Below are 17,275 nucleotides of genomic sequence, written 5' to 3' on the forward strand. Positions count from 1 at the left end.
TGATGCGGGTAGAACTGTAGAGCGTCTCTCGACGCCCCGGGCACAGATTTGTCGTGCAAATGTCACCGATAGATAAACCGATTGACCACGCCTTCGAGCATCTCCTGGCGACCACTCACCGCCTGTGGGTTCAGGGCTTGGGCAAAGGCATGTTCAGCCAGTGACTCCAGGCTGAACTCACCGGCCAGCACCGCCTGGCCCAGGGGTTGCTGCCAGCCGGCATAGCGCTGGTCCTTGAACTGCTGCAAGCGGTCGTTCTGCACCATGGCAGCAGCGCGCTCCAGGGACAGGGCGAGCACATCCATGGCCGCGACATGCCCATGGAACAGGTCAATCTCATCCAGGCTCTGGCGGCGCACTTTGGAGTCAAAGTTGTAGCCGCCGTTCTTGAAGCCCCCAGCCTTAAGGATTTCATAGGTGGCCAGGGTCATCTCCTCGACACTGTTGGGGAACTGGTCGGTGTCCCAGCCGTTCTGCGGGTCGCCACGGTTGGCGTCGATGCTGCCAAAAATTCCGAGGGACACGGCGGTGGCAATTTCATGGTGAAAACTGTGCCCGGCCAAGGTGGCGTGGTTGGCCTCGATGTTCACTTTGATCTCGTGCTCCAGGCCGAACTCATGCAGGAAACCGAACACCGTGGCGCTGTCGTAATCGTATTGGTGTTTGGTCGGCTCCTGGGGCTTGGGTTCGATCAGCAAATCGCCCTTAAAGCCGATCTTGTACTTGTGCTCTACCACCATGCGCATAAAGCGCCCGAGCTGTTCGCGCTCGCGCTTGAGGTCGGTGTTCAGCAAGGTTTCATAGCCTTCGCGACCGCCCCACAGTACATAGTTGGCGCCCTTGAGGCGTTGCGTGGCGTTCATCGCGCTGAACACCTGGGCGGCGGCGTAGGCAAACACCTCCGGGTCCGGGTTGCTGGCGGCGCCAGCGGCAAAACGCGGGTGGCTGAAACAGTTGGCGGTGCCCCACAGCAACTGGATGCCGGTCTGTTCCTGGTGGCGCTCAAGGTGGTCGACCATCTGGGCAAAGTGGTTGCGGTATTCCTTGAGCGAACTGCCTTCGGGCGCCACATCGGTGTCGTGAAAGCTGTAGTAATCAATGCCCAGCTTGGAGAAAAACTCGAACGCTGCTTCCGCCTTGCCGATGGCCACGTCCATCGGCTCACCGCTGCGTTGCCACGGGCGTTTGAAGGTGCCCATGCCGAACATGTCCGCCCCCGGCCACACGAAGGTGTGCCAGTAGCAGGCGGCCATGCGCAGGTGTTCACGCATGGGCTTGCCGAGGATCAGCTTGTTGGCATCGTAATGACGAAAGGCGAGGGGGGCGTCGCTGTCGGGGCCTTCGAAGCGAACCTTCTCGACACCTGGGAAGTACGGCATGGCGTTTTCCTTATTGTTCTTGGCGGTGCCCCGATACTAGCAACGGCCTGTGGCTCGAAGATTATGAAAGTCACCAAGCCATGGTGCGATTTTGAGTAGAGAGGGCTAGGCTGTCACGACCGGCTCAAGGACAAAAACAATGAAAACCCTACCGCCCGTGCACCGCATCGCCCTGTTGTTCAACGGCAGCAAAATCTATGACCGCGGCATCATCAGCGGCATCGGCAATTACTTGAGCAGTACCCGTGCGTCCTGGGATTTGTTCCTGGAAGAAGATTTTCTGTGCCGGCTAAGAGGCATCGAACGCTGGCAGGGCGACGGCATCATCGCCGACTTCGATGACCCGCTGATCGGCGAGGCGCTGGCCGATATTCATTTGCCGGTGGTGGCGGTGGGTGGCTCTTACGAGGATGCGCGAGCCTATCCCAAAGGCATTCCGTATGTGGCCACGGACAACTACGCGTTGATCAAACTGGCTTATGAACACTTGATTGAGGCGGGGCTGACCCGCTTTGCCTGTTTCAGCCTGCCCGAAGCCCAGGCCAACCGCTGGGCGCAGGAGCGCGAGAAAGCCTTTCGCCGCCTGATGCAACGCGATGGTTTGCAGGTTGAGGTGTACCGTGGGCTGGGCACCAGCGCGCCGCTGTGGGACAGCGCGGTGGAGCAGCAGATTGCCTGGCTGCAAGCCTTGCCCAAGCCCATCGGTATCATCGCCGTCACCGATGCCCGCGCCCGGCAATTGCTGCAAGCCTGCCTGACCGCCGGCATCGCCGTGCCGGAACAGGTCGCGTTGATCGGCATCGACAACGACCCGCTGACCCGCACCCTCACGCGGGTGCCGCTCAGCTCGGTGATCCAGGGCACCGAGACCATGGGCCGCACCGCCGCCGCGCTGCTGCACCAAATGTTGCACGGCAAACCCTGCGCGGGCACGCAGATCCTGGTGCCGCCGGATGCAATCAATGTGCAAGCCTCGAGCCTGCATCAACCGTTGGGCAATCCCTATGTGATGCAGGCGTTGCTGTTTATTCGCCAATACGCCTGCCAGGGCATCAAGACCGCGCAGGTGGCGGCGTATGTGGGTGTGTCGCGCTCATCCCTGGAGTCGCACTTTCGCAAGGTGCGTGGGTGCAGCGTGCATGACGAAATCCTGCGCTTCAAACTCGCGGCGGCGGCCAAGGGCCTGGAGGACCAGGCGTTGGCGATCGCCGACGTTGCTCACAATTGCGGCTTTAAATCGGCGCAGTACCTGCACACGGTGTTTCGGCGAGAGTTTGGCTGTACGCCGCGTGAGTACCAGCACGGCGTGAGTACATCGTAGAGCAATCTGTTTTTAACGCGCCCTTGAGTGTCCAGCCCTTGAGCACTTGCATCAACTTGCCGCTGGCCAGCGCCGCCTGTGCGCTGAAGTCCGGGAGCCGGGCGATGCCCAGGTGGTTGAGCGCCGAGTTGCGCAGGTCTTCGCTGTTGTAATGCCCATGCCTGGGCTTGATAAACACCAGGTTACAAATGCCGCTGCTGTTGAAGGAACGCATTGACTCGGCTGTACGACTTACGTGGTTACCGGTGTAGGTATTTTGTGTACTTGCTGTGCGAAGAAATACACCGGTATATGCCGCCCTCTAACGTGCACGATGTACAAGAAGCGTCCGGTACCTGGCCCGGGCGTATATGGCCAACTGCAGGGGGCTTATCAAGAGCAACAGCCTGAAAACTAAGTCGATCATGAATATACGCCCATCTCTGCTGTCGCAACCTTCCATCCCTGGCCATCCAACACCTGCTGAACACAGTCGTGCGCCTCGGGCAATTCGCGATTCGTCGTCACCAGAAAACATGCTCGATGACGCGCCGAGCGGTACAGAAGATAAAAAACCGGGTCTTGGACAAAAGCCGATTCAAGCCCCGGCCCCTAATCATGAATTTGATTTCGCCAAGGAGGTGATTTATGGATCCGTCACCGACTCCCCGCCTGCGGCGAGCGACAAGCCAGAGGAACTGCTAAAGCAAATCGATGCCTACGCCGGCCGTGTGGTCACGCAAATCAAGAACATAGAAAGTGATGAGGAAGGCGAAAGCAATATCAGGTTCCAGCAGACTCGTCCGTTCCTGCAGCCTGGCGGCTACTTCAGCGCTGGGCTAATGGCGGCAGGGTACGACCCGCATGAAAAAATCACCGTGACGTTCAGGGCCTACACAAAAGAGCTTAATGGGGTCACTCACAAGACCGATGAATACACGCGCACCTACTCTGCCTGGGAAATTGCAGCCGGTGCCCTTAAGCATGACCGGCCACCGAGCGGCGGCCTGATTGATCAACAAAGTGTGACATTCAAGCAAGAAGACAAGAACAAAATCAACAATCTGGAACTGATGGGTAAGTACCTCCAGCATCATTGGAAGGACGACATATTCAAGCGCATGCACGACAAATCGGGGGCCTTGGCGAAGCGCTCGGGCAAAGCCGATGCCTATGTTGTGCGGGGCGTATTAGACGGTTTGCGTAACGACAAGTCGGCCTATGAAAAGCTCGACCCTGCGGACCGATCGGCGATCGAGCGCACGCTGGATAAGGGCGGCAATGTCATTATTCCAAATATATACGGCTATCCACTGGCCGGGTATGCATTTATCCCGCATGTGAACTATAACGGCCATCATGATCCCAGGCCCAATAAAGGCCTGATGATTGATTTGAAGAGCGGCACGGTCACTAAAATACACGGCGATGAGGATTTTGCCCGCTGGGCAAAGAAAAACCACAATGAGTTGCAGAGCAGGTTTAACGCCAAGGATAAGCAAGGTGGCCTGGATGCTCATAAACCCAAGGCGGTCGATGTACTCGATAATTTGATTATCGGTAACTATGCGACCTACCTGGGACGTAAACATGGGATTGCAGAAAGAAATGTGCCGGTATGGGAGACATTTAATTACACGCAGTCGCGAGGTGCTGATCATGCGTTAAAGTTCGGCAACCTTGATTCCGGTATTGTCGGTGCCTATCAGGCGTTGAACCTCAAGAATACAAAAGACGATGACCAGACCCAAGTGTTTGGCTCCTCACAGCAGTCCTGGAAGTCTGTGAAAGAGCTTTGGGGAAATACCTTCGGTTACGTGCCCATCGTCGGCAATGCCGGTAGTGTGGTGTTTGGCATCCATGATGCCTCGCATGGCATGACCGCCGAAGATCGCGTGGGCGGTACTGCCGCCGCAGTGATCTCCGGCCTGCAGTTGCTGCACGAACTTGCACCCTCGGCGGCGGAGGCAGGGCTGGGTGAGCCGCCCGCAGCCAATGGGTTCTCCTCGTCTAAACCTTACAGCTGGCGCTACAGTGCACAGACCAACGAGTTCGAGTTTGTGCGAACACCCAAGGTTTCGAGTGAGACTGATGCGGCGTCGGCGGCAAACAACCCAGAACCCGCGAATAAACCACCGGTTGCCAACGACAACCTTCCTCAAGTCCTCGGCCCTCGGCAAGCGGGGTCCATCAGTGAGCACGCGGTGCCCAATGGTGAGCAACTGATTAAACATGCTACGCGCAATACGAAGGGCGTTTATCAAGTCAAGGATGAAACAGGCGGCTTCAACCGGTTGTTTATCCGTTATGCCGATGCAACAGGTGTGCCTAAGGTTTACGAGATCTTGGGCACCTTCAAGCCGAACGACGAGTATGCGCAGATCATTAATCCTGATACGCGTAAGCCGGTAATGACGGTTTACCCTGACGGAAAGGGTGATTGGGGGCGTGTCGCAATCAACGGAGGGGTAGAACCGGATACATCAGAACCAGCATTTACACCTGTTCGCCTGAAGGAACGTATTGCAGGTACGACACTTCAAAGGCCGGCCACGTCTGATCAAATACTGCAACTTGATAAACGCGCCAATGGCACCTATAGCCTCAGAACGCAAAACCCTAACAACTCCAAGCCCTTTATGATGGACGGAGCGTATGCATTTGTCGTGCGTGCCGATGAGCCGGACAAGGTATACCTGGGTTCTATGAACAAAGGCCTCACGCCAGAGGGCAAGCCTTATCCCTACAGTGTTCACACTAATCCCGAATTAGTGGAAGGGCATTCGGCATTGACCAGCGGTCTGCAGTCTATCAAGGGCGGTTCCACCGATGTGCTGTATGCCGGTACTGTTTATATCAAGAACGGTAAGCCGGAGTTTTGGACGAATTCGAGTGGTCATTACCAACCGCCCGCCGAATTACACGACACCAATCTCAGCCCCGCCGTTAAACAAATACTGCCAGTCGAAAAATTTGTGAAGGACGGCAAGCTGACGGACGAGCAACAAAAGGCCTGGCACGACAGTACGCATATGACTGAGAGTGAAAAGGCGATAGATGACGAATGGTTTCGCGACGACTTCGCGAATAAAAATAACGAAATCAGCGATAGCGACATCAGCGACGATGATTGAAAGACCTTAGTCATACACCTGCACAAATGTCGCTGTTCGACCCTCCCCATGCCGGGCATGGGGAGGGGTTAGTCACGGCATGACGGGCATGGTCAGCGCACCGTCAACAGCGCCATTAGAAGGTTGCTTTCACCTGCAGCCCGAGCACCAGCGCGTTATCGATGCTTTCACCGGAAAACGCCCCCGGCTCAATGATGTATTGCACATCCGGGCGCAGCGTCAGCCACGGCGTGGCCTGGTAGCCATAACTGAGTTCGATCAATTGCTCGGCATTGTTCAGGTTGGGGTAGTCCGCCCCGGCATTGAACGCCGCCAACTCCTGCACGTCACGGCTGCGTGGGTTCGGCACCGCGCGGCCATAACCCAAGGCAAGTGTGTCGCGTGGGCGGCCTTCAAACGGCTTGTACAGCACCACGCCTGCGCCGTACCACTTGCTGAACGGCGAGGCAGCTTCGCTGGCCGCCGAGTATTGGCTGAACGCGTGCAGCACGCGGCCTGCGGATGTGCTGGAAGCCCAGACGGCCTGGTCGATCAGCAGGTAGTGACCGCCGCGACCGTTGACGTCTTTGTTGCTGCCAATGCGCTTCACATTGGAGCTGTCGTAGTAATAACCCAGCTTGTACTCACCCGGCAGCGTGCCCGCGTGTTTGTACACCAGCTCGATCGGCACCACGGTGCCGGTGGTGCGTTTGGGGTCCAGGCGCCAGGCGCGGCTGGAGTTGCCGTTGCTGTCGGGGTCGACATTAAATGCCGCCACGCGCAGTTGCCAGTTTGGCGAAAAGTCGTATTTCACCCGCGCACCCAGGCGTGCATTCGGGTAGTTGGTCCAGCCGCTGCCGCCGGACATGTTCAGCGGGTGCCCGCAGAAACCGGCGTTCATGAAGTTGCACAGGATGCCGCTGTCGAGGCCACCGAGGTCATTGCCCATCGCCATGTAACCGAGCTTGATGTTCAGCGCGGGGGTGAACAGCGTGCGCTCGTAGCTCAGCTCGGTGAGGCGGGTGTAGAGGCCGCCATAGTTCTCCTGGATCGGCAGTCGGTTGCCCACCAGGTCTTCGGAGGCGCTGTTGCCGCGCCGGTCATTGATGGTCAGTTGAATGCGGTCGCCATTGGTCAAGCCGTAGAGCTTGCCGAGGTCGAACTGCACACCCAGCTTGATGTTCTGCGAGTAGCGCGCCGAGCGGTGTTGGCCGCCGTCGGCGTTGTAGGCGGTCTCGCCGCTGTAGTCGCCGGTGAAGCGGATACCTTGCTCGTCAAGTTCACGGCGCAGGCCGCCCCAGTCGCCGGTCAGGGTAGTGTCGTCGGCTTGCACGGGCAGGGCGGCAGCAAAGGCCAGGCCCAGCACCAGGCGGCCGAAGGGCATAGGAGAAGTGAGGGTCATGCGGGGTCTTCCAAGCTGCATGTACACAAAGGAGCGCGCGGTGCGGGAGCACCGCGCGAACAGAGGGTTACGGCAGGGCGTAGGCGATCACGTAGTCACCGCGATCAGTGGACTGGCGTGCACCGCCAGCGGTGATGACGATGTACTGCTTGCCGGTTTTAGGCGACACATAGGTCATCGGGCCGCCCTGGCTGCCCACTGGCAGGCGGGCTTTCCAGACTTCATCACCGTTGCCGCTGTTGAAGGCGCGCAGGTAGAAGTCCTGGGTGCCGGCGATAAAGATCAGCCCGCCCTGGGTCGACAAGGTGCCGCCCAGCGTCGGCAGGCCGACCTTGATCGGCAGGTGCATGCGGATGCCCAGCGGGCCGGTGTCCTCAACAGTGCCGACCGGCACTTGCCAGGCGATCTGCTGAGTCTTCATGTCGATGGCAGTCAGGGTGCCGAACGGCGGCGCCTGGCACGGAATGCCGGCCACCGACAGGAAGCGGTTTTTGTTCACCGCATACGGCGTGCCCTTGAGCGGCACGGCGCCCATGCCGGTATTCAGCGCTTCGCCACCGGAGGCGGCCTGGGCCTTGTTCTGCGACGGCACCATCTGGATCCACAGGCCCAGGCGCATGTCATTGACGAAGATAAAACCGTGCACCGGGTCGGTGGAAATACTGCCCCAGTTCATGCCGCCCAAAGAGCCCGGGAAGCTCAGCGATTTATCCGTGCCCGGCGCGGTGTACAAGCCTTCGTAGCGCATGCCTTTGAAGTCGATGCGGCACAGCAATTGGTCGAACGGCGTAGCGCCCCACATGTCCGATTCGGTCAGCGTCTGCGCGCCGATCTGTGGCATGCCCACCGATTTAGGCTGGGTCGGCGAATAAGGCTCGTTGGGAATGTTGGCGGCCTTGACCGGTACTTCCTTCACGTCGGTCAGCGGCTTGCCGGTGGCGCGGTCGAGCACATAGATTTGCCCGGCCTTGGTGCCGATCACCAGCGCCGGTACGGCCTTGTCGCTGCCTGGTGGGGTGAAGTCGATCAGGCTCGGCTGCATCGGCAGGTCGAAGTCCCACAGGTCATTGTGGACGGTCTGGTACACCCACTTTTCTGCGCCGGTGGAGGCGTCCAGCGCCAGCACCGAAGCACCGTATTTGTGGTTCAGTTGGGTCCGTTCAACGCCGTAGATGTCGGTGGACGAACTGCCCATCGGCAGGAAAACCGTGTTCATCAGCGGGTCATAAGACATCGGCGCCCAGCTGTTCGGCGTGCTGCGCACATAAGTGCTGCCGGCTGCCGGGGCTTGTTTGTCTTCGGGGTTGCCCGGGTCGAACGCCCAGCGCATCTGCCCGCTGATCACGTCGAAGCCGCGGATCACACCGCCGGGCATATCGGTTTGCACGTTATCCGCCACGCGGCCGCCGACCACCACGGTGGTGCCGGCGATCAAGGGTGCCGAGGACAGCTGGTAGTAGCTGTCGGGTACATTGCCCAGGCCGGCCTTGAGGTCCACCTGGCCGTGGGTACCGAAGTCTTCGCAGAATTTGCCGGTATCGGCATCCACCGCGATCAGGCGCGCATCAATGGTGTTGGTCAGCAAACGGCGTTGGCATTGCGCCCCGGCCGGTACGCTGGCGGCAATGATCGGCGAGCTGTTGGGTTGGGTTGGCTGGGCAAGCGGCGCGGTGGCGTCGAAATACGCCATGCCACGGCAACGCTGCCAGACTGCCGACTTGGCGTTAACTTCGTTTTTCCACAGCTCTTTGCCGGTGTCGGCATCCAGGGCGATCAGGTTGTTGTGCGGGGTGCAGATAAACACCTTGTTGCCGATCTGCAGGGGCGTCAGTTGGTCCTCGGCGCCGTTGCCATCGCTGATCGCCACGTCGCCGGTGTGGTAGGTCCACGCCACTTTGAGTTTATTGACGGTGTCGCGGTTGATCTGGTCCAGCGCCGCAAAGCGGCTGCCACCTTCGGTGTTGCCGTAATGCGCCCAGTCCTTCTGCGCATCGCCGGCGGCCACTGGCGTGATGCCTGGGCCTTTGCCGGTAGGCGCAACGCTTGGGTGCGCCACGAACATATTGCCCGCCGCCACCGCCACGCCCACTGCCAGCACGGCGGCAACGCCATAGGCACCGCGCGCAGGCCGGCCGACCAGCAGCGGATACACCAGCGCCACCACCAGGCCTATCACCGCAAACATGAACAGCCGCGAAAACAGCGGCCAGTACACCAGGCCCACATCCGCAATCGCCCACACGGCGGTGCAGACCAGGAACGCGGCGAACAGCCATGCACCCGCCGGCTTGCGCCGCGCAATCAACAGGCCGGAAACGGCCATGGCCACGCCACCGACCAGGAAGTACCAGGAACCGCCCAGGCTGACCAGTTTGGCGCCGCCCACAGCCAGCGCTACGCCGAGCAGGGCGATAACCACGCCCAGGCCCAGCAGGAGAAATCTAGAGGCGCCAGCGGCGCGCGATGCTCTTTTCATGTCGACAGGACTCGAAGGTGAGAGGGCAAAGACGCGATTTTAGCAATATAAGTAACCAGTTAGTACATTGTGCTGCGTAATAGTCTTTTACAAATGCGGGCACAACAGCAAAGCCCTGCTTTGCAGGGCACCGATGCCATACAGATCAAAGTGTGGGAGCTGGCTTGCCTGCGATGACGATGTTGAATTCACTGTTGCTATCGCAGGCAAGCCAGCTCCCACATAAACCCCGTTCCACATGGGCTTGTCGGTTATTACTCCACGTGCGCCAGAAACGCTCCCACACACGCCATGCACGCCTCACGCTCTTCAACGTGCGGCATATGGCTCGACGCCTCAAAAATCTGCCAGCGCACGTCGCGGATGCCATCGGCAAACGGCTGTACCGTGGCGGGCGTGGCTTCATCGAAGCGTCCGGAGATCAACAGCGTCGGCACCTCGATGCGTGGCAGGCGCTCGATGATGCTCCAGTTGCGCAGGCTGCCGATCACATGGAACTCAGTGGGGCCGTTCATGGTGTGATACACGGTGGGGTCGGCGTCGATGGCGGCATTGGTGCGCAGCACTTCGGCGGGCTCCGGCTGGAGGCGGCAGACGTGGCGGGCGTAATACACATCCGAGGCCGCGCGGTACTCGGCGCTGTCGGTGGTGCCGGCCGCCTCATGGCGCAGCAGGGTGGCTTGCACCTCGGCGGGCAGTGCCTGGCGCAGTTCATGCGCGGCGGCGCACCACAGCTCCATGGAGGCGGGCGAATTGGCGATGATCAATGCCTTTAACCCGGCGGGTTGGCGTACCGCGTGTTCAGCCCCGAGCATGCCGCCCCAGGACTGGCCCAGCAGCGCGTACTCGCGGATGTGCAGGTGTTCGATCAGGTTGTTCAGTTCTGCCAGGAATAACTCTACATTCCAGAAGTCAGCGGGTGCGTCGCGCAGATGGGTGGAGCGGCCATTGCCGAGTTGGTCGTAGTGCACCACGGCGCGCCCCGTATCGGCCAGGTCCTTGAAACTGTCGACGTAGTCATGGGTGCAGCCGGGGCCGCCGTGCGCGACGATCAAGGGCAGGCGCCCGGACTTCAAGTCGCCGGTGACCCGGAACCATGTCCGATAGCCACGGAAATCGGCATAACCTTCGTGAACCTGCATGCTGTGTACCTCCTTGGATAGATGCGCTACAGGCTAGTCAAAACCGCGCTCCAGGGGCACTGGTAAAAATGATAGGTTCTGAGCTTAAAAGCACCCTGTGCTTAAGCCAGCGCATCACGTTGCATTGACTGCAGGTTTTTCTCGATGGTTTCGCAGATGGTTTCCATCTGGATCTGGTGTTCGCTGGAGTGAAACGGGCTTTGCAGGTCGGTGCCGATGCGTTCGATCGCCAGCAGCATAAAGCCCACCACCGTCGAGGCCAGCGGTGTGAACCAGCCCAGGGATTCCACCAGGCCCACCGGCACGATCAGGCAGAACAGCGAGATAAACAGCCGCGGGAAATACACGTAAGGGTAGGGCAGCGGCGTATTGGCGATACGCTCCATGCCGCCCTGGGCGTTGGACAGGTCCACCAATGTCGACTCCAGCCGCGCCAAGCGAATACTGTCCAGGTGCCCGGCCTTGTATTCGCGGGCCAACAACGTCGCCGAGCCGGTGAGGATGTCATTGGCAAAGTTATTGGTGGCGCCGTTACGCGCAAACTCGTCGGCGGGGATAAACGCACGCACTTCATCCGGGCACGGCCGGCCCTTGAGGTGCGCCGCCAGGCAGTTCACATAGGCCACATGGCGGCGCAACAGGGTGGCCTTGACCGGGTTCACCTCGCCCTCGGGATCTTCCAGCAGCGTCAGCACCTGGCGGGCAAAACTGCGCGAGTTATTCACCATCGCGCCCCATAACGTGCGTGCTTCCCACCAGCGGTTATAGGCGCTGCTGTTACGAAAACTGATCAACACCACCAGCGCCGAACCCAGCAGGGTCAGTGGCATCAGCGGCAAGTTAATCTTGGTGGTCAGGAACAACATGAAATCGACCGTGACGGCCACATCCCATAACAAAAGCCAGAACAAGGCCCAACCCACATAACCCATGGTTTTGATAATCAGACGGTACTTTTTGACGATGGCGGCTTTCAAACGAGGACCTCACGGCGGGCGATGGGCAATAAACACCCTAGCTCGGACGCCCGTAGGCGGTGAAAGGTTCGCGGTCATATTTCTGGCGCCATTTATTGGGTCTGCGTCCCACACAATCTTCGCACTGCTAATTCAAGCAAGTGCACCGCTCGCGCGTTAGCAAATAGCGCAAGAAGTGCAGTTGGAACAACTTTGGTAATGATGCTGTGCCGCGCGGCAATCACTGTACATTGGCCCCAAAGGCAAAGCGCCATCAGGGGCCGTTTTACGACGTGATTTGTTTTGGGACCTGACTACGTGAACTTCGTAGTCTAGATCAGTGGGATGAAGTTGGTTGATCAGGGCTCTTTCATGCGCGTCAGTTCGTTAAAGTTGGATATCAGTAATACTGCACATGCACTTGAACGTCATGAGGACTTTGAATCTTGTATTCGGGCGCATTATCAGGTGCTTCTTGGCCCTTACTCGAAACGGCCGTTTTTCTACAAAAGTGCAATGAAATACAGCCGTTTGATGGTCTCCTTTGCTCTCTTGAGCGAGTACTTTTCCAAACCGACAGCCTTGCTGTGCGAGGTGAAAGCCTTTTGCGTGGCCCGGGGGTATTGCTCAAGAAACAGCCTGGAGTCGATCTTCCTGCTGTTTCGGGCGCTGGGGTTCATGGTGATCGACGCGCACCCGGAGGACAGCCGTTTCAGGGTGTACGCGCCCTCGGACGAAGCCTGCCGGGAAGTGCGGCTGATGCTCACCTCTATCACCGACTCACTGGCACTGATGTGCCCGGAGAAGGGGCTTTTTCAAAAGATGTGCGCGATGGATGATCGTGAGTTTCTGGCTGTTTATTTCAAAGGTTTCGCACAACTGCTGAGCAATGAACTGACCGTGGATGTGCTGCTGCCAGAATGCTATTGGCTGGTGAAGAAAGACGCCGGGCATCTGTTGATGCTGGCGATTTATAACGATGCCTTTACCCCTGAAAACGGCGAGATAACCTTCAAGTCGTCATCTTATCTTGCCCTCGCCCAACAACTGTCGGTGTCGAAAACCCACGTTATTCGAATGGTGCGGGAGGGCGTCGAGAAGGGCTATTTTAAAGTGCATGCTAAAAAACAGCTGGAAGTGCTGCCTGCTTTTATCCGCCTGGTAAGACGGTTCATGGCGTTTTCATTTGCGGTCGGCCTGCATGCGGTTGAAAGAGGGGAGAAGGATGCCCGCTAACTTGAAGTTAAGGCCGAGGATGCGCAGGTTACTGTCACCGGCGGTGACGCAGGCCGAGTTGATAGGGATTATTGCCTGGCTAGGCGTATTGTTAATTCATCCGGCCATGCAGCTGGATATTTATTTATTGGCCATCACCCTGGGCCTGTCGGGTGTGTGCTGCCTGCACCGCATGACCGCCAACTTTTTTCTGTGGCGAGTGTTGGGTGGCATTTACGGGGTGCTGCTGTCGGTGGGTTTTGCCTATGTGATCAGCACGCATGGGGAGCTGCGTATTTTTGCCTTGCCATTGGCGGTCACCCTGGTGATCAGCAGTGCCATCCTGTTCATCAGTGCTCAGGATTATCTGATCTGCGTCACATTGGTCTGGCTGATTCTGTGGCCCTGCATGCAGGTGGATATATACGCGGGCGCCCAGGTCTACCTGTATATTTTTTGCGCCGCGTCGATCTCCGTGGGTTTTATCCTGAATTTCTCCTACTTGAAGAACTTGCGATCGGTATTGCTGGTAGAGAGTGAGTTTCGCGAAATGGCCGAGACGGACTACCTGACCTCCATTCTCAATCGGCGTGCCTTCATGCAAAGCTTCGATGCGCTGATTGCCAGCGGCCAGCGTGGCTATTTCATGATGTTGGATATCGACAGTTTCAAACAGAAAAATGACCTGTACGGGCATGATGTGGGTGACAGGATTCTCTGCTCAATGGCCACCTGCCTGAAAACCACCCAAGGCAGTCACAGTTTCGGCAGGATCGGCGGCGAAGAGTTCGGCGTGCTGTTGTTGGGCGACGACCCGGCCGTTGCCTGTGATTTCGCCCGGGATTTGTTACAGGCCATCCGAGGCAGCGTGGCGGCGCCGCACAACTACACGTGCAGCGCGGGAATGGCGCGGTTTTCGCCCGGGGACGAGATGTCGGCGGTACTCAAAAACGCTGACCGCAACCTGTATGGCGCCAAGCATAATGGCAAGGACCGGGCCTATCTGGAGGGCAAGCCGATTGAGTTGCAAGAGCGTGCAACGGCGCAATGAATACTCAGCATGGCTGGATCAACGCAGGCCCATTGTTGCGTGTGTTGCCCACCGCACTGTCGACCTTGAACCATTCGAACACGTCTGCCGGCTCGCCCTGCAACAGCACCATCTGCTCGGCGCGACTGTGAGAGGTGGCCGGGTCCAGCCACTCACGGGCCAGCTCAGGGGTGAACACCACCGGCCTGCGGTCGTGGATGTCGACCATGCCACCGGCGCTGTCGGCGGTGATGATCACGAAGCCATCGTGTGCGCCCGCGCCCTCATCGGCGTCGGGCAACTGGCCGATGGCGGCACAGAATACCGGCGCAGCGTCGCGGCGACGGATCAGGTAGGGCTGCTTTTTCGCACAGCCTTCATCCACCCATTCAAACCAGTTATCGACAGGGGCAATCGCGCGATGCGGCCAGATCGCACGAAAGAACGCGCCGTGCGCGACCTTCTCAACGCGGGCGTTGATCGGCAGCAGGCGCTCTTTGCTCCAGTGCGGGCGCCAACCCCACCGCACCGGGTCAGCGTGCAAAAGGTCATTGTCCAGGTGCAGCAACGCCACAGGTGTGGTCGGCGCCACGTTGTAGCGCTCAAGCGGCTGGTCGCCCACGCTATTGGCCAGGGCATTGGGCATGCTCAGCGCCGCCACAAAGTCATGAATACCGCGGTACTGCGAAAGTCGTCCGCACATGGCCGGTCCCTCGAACTGACCTCCTGAGCGTAGACCATGAATTTACAGCGGCGTGAGCACGTTCATCACCGTGTCCAGCGCCACCCGCGTGTCATCCAGTTGCACCAACGAAGCGTGCCGGGCGCCGAGGGCGTCACGGTTCTGGATGGCGGTGAGGATCGCTTTGTGGCGGGGCAGGCTCAGGCCCTGGATGTCGGGGCGGCGGTTGGTGATGTTGATCGATTCGCGCAGCGGCAACGACAGCATATTGCACATGTAGGCGAGCAGATCGTTGCGGGTCGCGTCGGCGATGGCGCGGTGGAAGTCCAGGTCGGCCTGCAGCAGGTCGTCGTGGGTCTTGGCGGTTTCCATGCCCAGGTAGGCGGTTTCGATGGTGGCGATGTCTTCGGCGGTGGCCGTGGTCGCCGCCATGGCGGCGATTTCCGGTTCGAGGATGCGCCGCACACCGGCCAGGGTGTTGAAGAACTCGCTGTGGGGCGTGGACTGCATCAGCCAGGACAGCACGTCCGGGTCAAGCAAATGCCATTTCACCCGTGGCCGCACCACCGCGCCCACCCGTGGTTTGGAGTACACCAGGCCCTTGGCGCTGAGCACGCGGGTCGCCTCACGCAACACCGAGCGGCTGACCTGGTATTCCTCGCACAGCGTGGCTTCCATGGGCAGGCGCTCCTCAGGCTTGAAGCGCCCGGAAACGATGTGCATGCCCAAGTCCTGAACGATCTGGGCATGCTGGCTCTTGCGCGGCTTGGGCGGCTGGTGATCCATAACGACGGGGAGGCTCTGGCTTAGGTTCGCGGCATCATAGCATCCCAATTAGTGGGAATGCCGGGGGACTTCCGCGCCACGGCAGCCCACCAGGAAGTCGAAGTCACAGCCTTGGTCGGCCTGCAGCACGTGGTCGATATACAGCTGGCGGTAGCCGCCGACGATCAGGTTTTGCGGCGGCGCCAGGTCAGCCATGCGCGCCGCCAGTTCGGCGTCGGAGATATCCAGGTGCAGGCGGCCGTTGGCGCAGTCGAGCTCGATCCAGTCACCTTCCTGCACCGTGGCCAGCGGCCCGCCGGCGGCGGCTTCCGGCGCCACATGCAACACCACTGTGCCGTAGGCGGTGCCACTCATGCGTGCATCGGAAATCCGCACCATGTCGGTCACGCCCTGGGCCAGCAACTTGGCGGGCAGGCCCATGTTGCCGACTTCGGCCATGCCCGGGTAACCTTTGGGCCCACAGTTTTTCATGACCAGAATCGAGTTGGCATCCACCTCCAGCGCCGGGTCATTAATGCGTGCCTTGTACATGTCAAAGTTCTCGAACACCACTGCGCGGCCACGGTGTTGCATCAGTTCGGGGCTGGCGGCGGAGGGCTTGAGCACAGCGCCCAGCGGCGCCAGGTTGCCGCGCAATACGCAAATACCGCCGTCGGCGCGGATCGGGTTATCGAGGGTGCGGATCACCTCGTCCTGGCCGTAGATCGGCGAGTCCTGGGTGTTCTCGCCCAACGACTTGCCATTCACCGTCAGGGCATGGGGATGCGGGATCAGGTTGGCTTCGCCCAGGCGCCGCAGCACGGCCGGCAAGCCGCCGGCGTAGTAGAACTCTTCCATCAGGAAACGCCCTGACGGCTGCAGGTCGACGATGGTCGGCACGCCACGGCCCATGCGGGTCCAATCGTCCAGATCGAGTTCGACACCGATACGCCCGGCAATGGCCTTGAGGTGGATCACCGCGTTGGTCGAACCGCCGATGGCCGCATTCACCCGGATCGCGTTTTCAAACGCCTCCTTGGTAAGGATTTTCGACAGCTTCAAATCTTCACGCACCATCTCGACCGCGCGCATGCCGGACATATGCGCCAGCACATAGCGCCGCGCATCCACCGCCGGAATTGCCGCGTTGTGGGGCAGGGAGGTGCCGAGTGCTTCGGCCATGCAGGCCATGGTCGACGCCGTGCCCATGGTGTTGCAGGTGCCCGCCGAGCGCGACATGCCACCTTCGGCTGCAAGGAAATCGTCAAGGGTGATGGTGCCGGCCTTGACCTGTTCGCTCAGTTGCCACACCACCGTGCCCGAACCGATGTCCTGGCCCTTGTGCTTGCCGTTGAGCATTGGGCCACCGGTGACCACGATGGCCGGCACGTCACAACTGGCCGCGCCCATCAGCAGCGCCGGGGTGGTCTTGTCACAGCCGGTCAGCAGCACCACACCGTCGATGGGGTTGCCGCGAATGGCTTCTTCCACATCCATGCTCGCCAGGTTGCGGGTGAGCATGGCCGTGGGGCGCAGGTTGGACTCGCCATTGGAGAACACCGGGAATTCCACCGGGAAACCACCGGCCTCGATCACACCGCGTTTGACGTGCTCGGCGATCTGGCGGAAGTGCGCGTTGCACGGGGTCAGTTCCGACCAGGTGTTACAGATGCCGATGATCGGTTTGCCATGGAACTGATGGTCGGCAATGCCCTGGTTCTTCATCCAGCTGCGGTACATGAAACCGTTCTTGTCGGCGGTACCAAACCACTGGGCGGAGCGGAGGGCGGGCTTTTTATCAGGCATGATCGACTC

General features: G+C 59.6%; 12 protein-coding genes and 1 pseudogene. 4 read left to right on the top strand and 9 right to left on the bottom strand.

Features of this window, described 5'->3' with window-relative positions; genetic code table 11:
• Positions 1-62: 62 nt before the first annotated feature.
• Positions 63-1,379: a xylose isomerase gene (xylA, locus tag FFI16_RS09240; RefSeq protein ID WP_138815010.1), complete on the bottom strand. Its 1,317-nt coding sequence runs from the start codon at positions 1,377-1,379 to the stop codon at positions 63-65.
• Positions 1,380-1,518: 139 nt separating this feature from the next.
• Here xylA and FFI16_RS09245 point away from each other — a divergent pair, with 139 nt between their 5' ends.
• Positions 1,519-2,700 carry a XylR family transcriptional regulator gene (locus FFI16_RS09245; protein WP_138815011.1) on the top strand — a complete coding sequence of 394 codons (1,182 nt, stop codon included), beginning with the start codon at positions 1,519-1,521 and terminating at the stop codon, positions 2,698-2,700.
• Positions 2,701-2,716: 16 nt separating this feature from the next.
• Here FFI16_RS09245 and FFI16_RS09250 read toward each other — a convergent pair.
• Positions 2,717-2,848: pseudogene (locus FFI16_RS09250) on the bottom strand (LysR family transcriptional regulator); the annotation flags it as partial.
• A gap of 367 nt (positions 2,849-3,215) precedes the next feature.
• Here FFI16_RS09250 and FFI16_RS09255 point away from each other — a divergent pair.
• Complete coding sequence (locus FFI16_RS09255) at positions 3,216-5,813, top strand: hypothetical protein (protein ID WP_138815012.1); 2,598 nt, start codon at positions 3,216-3,218, stop codon at positions 5,811-5,813.
• A gap of 115 nt (positions 5,814-5,928) precedes the next feature.
• Here FFI16_RS09255 and FFI16_RS09260 read toward each other — a convergent pair whose 3' ends face one another.
• The 4 genes from FFI16_RS09260 to FFI16_RS09275 form a co-directional block, all read right to left on the bottom strand.
• Complete coding sequence (locus FFI16_RS09260; protein ID WP_138815013.1) at positions 5,929-7,194, bottom strand: carbohydrate porin; 1,266 nt, start codon at positions 7,192-7,194, stop codon at positions 5,929-5,931.
• A gap of 67 nt (positions 7,195-7,261) precedes the next feature.
• The gene (locus FFI16_RS09265) at positions 7,262-9,670 is read right to left on the bottom strand and encodes a glucose/quinate/shikimate family membrane-bound PQQ-dependent dehydrogenase (protein ID WP_138815014.1); all 2,409 of its coding nucleotides are present in this window, start codon (positions 9,668-9,670) and stop codon (positions 7,262-7,264) included.
• A 254-nt stretch (positions 9,671-9,924) separates the two neighbouring features.
• The gene (locus FFI16_RS09270; protein WP_138815015.1) at positions 9,925-10,812 is read right to left on the bottom strand and encodes a proline iminopeptidase-family hydrolase; all 888 of its coding nucleotides are present in this window, start codon (positions 10,810-10,812) and stop codon (positions 9,925-9,927) included.
• A gap of 101 nt (positions 10,813-10,913) precedes the next feature.
• On the bottom strand, positions 10,914-11,789 hold the full coding sequence (locus FFI16_RS09275) for a bestrophin family protein (protein WP_138815016.1): 876 nt from the start codon (positions 11,787-11,789) through the stop codon (positions 10,914-10,916).
• A gap of 324 nt (positions 11,790-12,113) precedes the next feature.
• Between FFI16_RS09275 and FFI16_RS09280 the strand changes: the two genes are divergently transcribed.
• Together FFI16_RS09280 and FFI16_RS09285 are read left to right on the top strand one after the other, a co-directional pair.
• On the top strand, positions 12,114-13,004 hold the full coding sequence (locus FFI16_RS09280; protein WP_138815017.1) for a hypothetical protein: 891 nt from the start codon (positions 12,114-12,116) through the stop codon (positions 13,002-13,004).
• The gene (locus FFI16_RS09285) at positions 12,994-14,034 is read left to right on the top strand and encodes a diguanylate cyclase (protein ID WP_178112655.1); all 1,041 of its coding nucleotides are present in this window, start codon (positions 12,994-12,996) and stop codon (positions 14,032-14,034) included. The genes FFI16_RS09280 and FFI16_RS09285 overlap by 11 nt, the downstream gene beginning before the upstream one ends.
• A gap of 4 nt (positions 14,035-14,038) precedes the next feature.
• On the opposite strand, the gene FFI16_RS09290 is transcribed toward FFI16_RS09285, so the two are convergent.
• Genes FFI16_RS09290 through FFI16_RS09300 form a run of 3 tightly spaced genes read right to left on the bottom strand, consistent with a single transcriptional unit; the run spans position 14,039 to position 17,266 of the window.
• Positions 14,039-14,716: an SOS response-associated peptidase family protein gene (locus FFI16_RS09290; RefSeq protein WP_138815019.1), complete on the bottom strand. Its 678-nt coding sequence runs from the start codon at positions 14,714-14,716 to the stop codon at positions 14,039-14,041.
• Positions 14,717-14,758: 42 nt separating this feature from the next.
• A complete protein-coding gene (locus FFI16_RS09295) occupies positions 14,759-15,481 on the bottom strand; it encodes a FadR/GntR family transcriptional regulator (RefSeq protein WP_138815020.1) in 723 nt (240 codons plus the stop codon).
• A 48-nt stretch (positions 15,482-15,529) separates the two neighbouring features.
• Entirely contained in the window at positions 15,530-17,266 is a 1,737-nt protein-coding gene (locus FFI16_RS09300; RefSeq protein WP_138815021.1) for an IlvD/Edd family dehydratase, read from the bottom strand.
• Positions 17,267-17,275 lie beyond the last annotated feature (9 nt).

The organism is Pseudomonas sp. KBS0710, from assembly GCF_005938045.2.
Lineage (GTDB): Bacteria > Pseudomonadota > Gammaproteobacteria > Pseudomonadales > Pseudomonadaceae > Aquipseudomonas.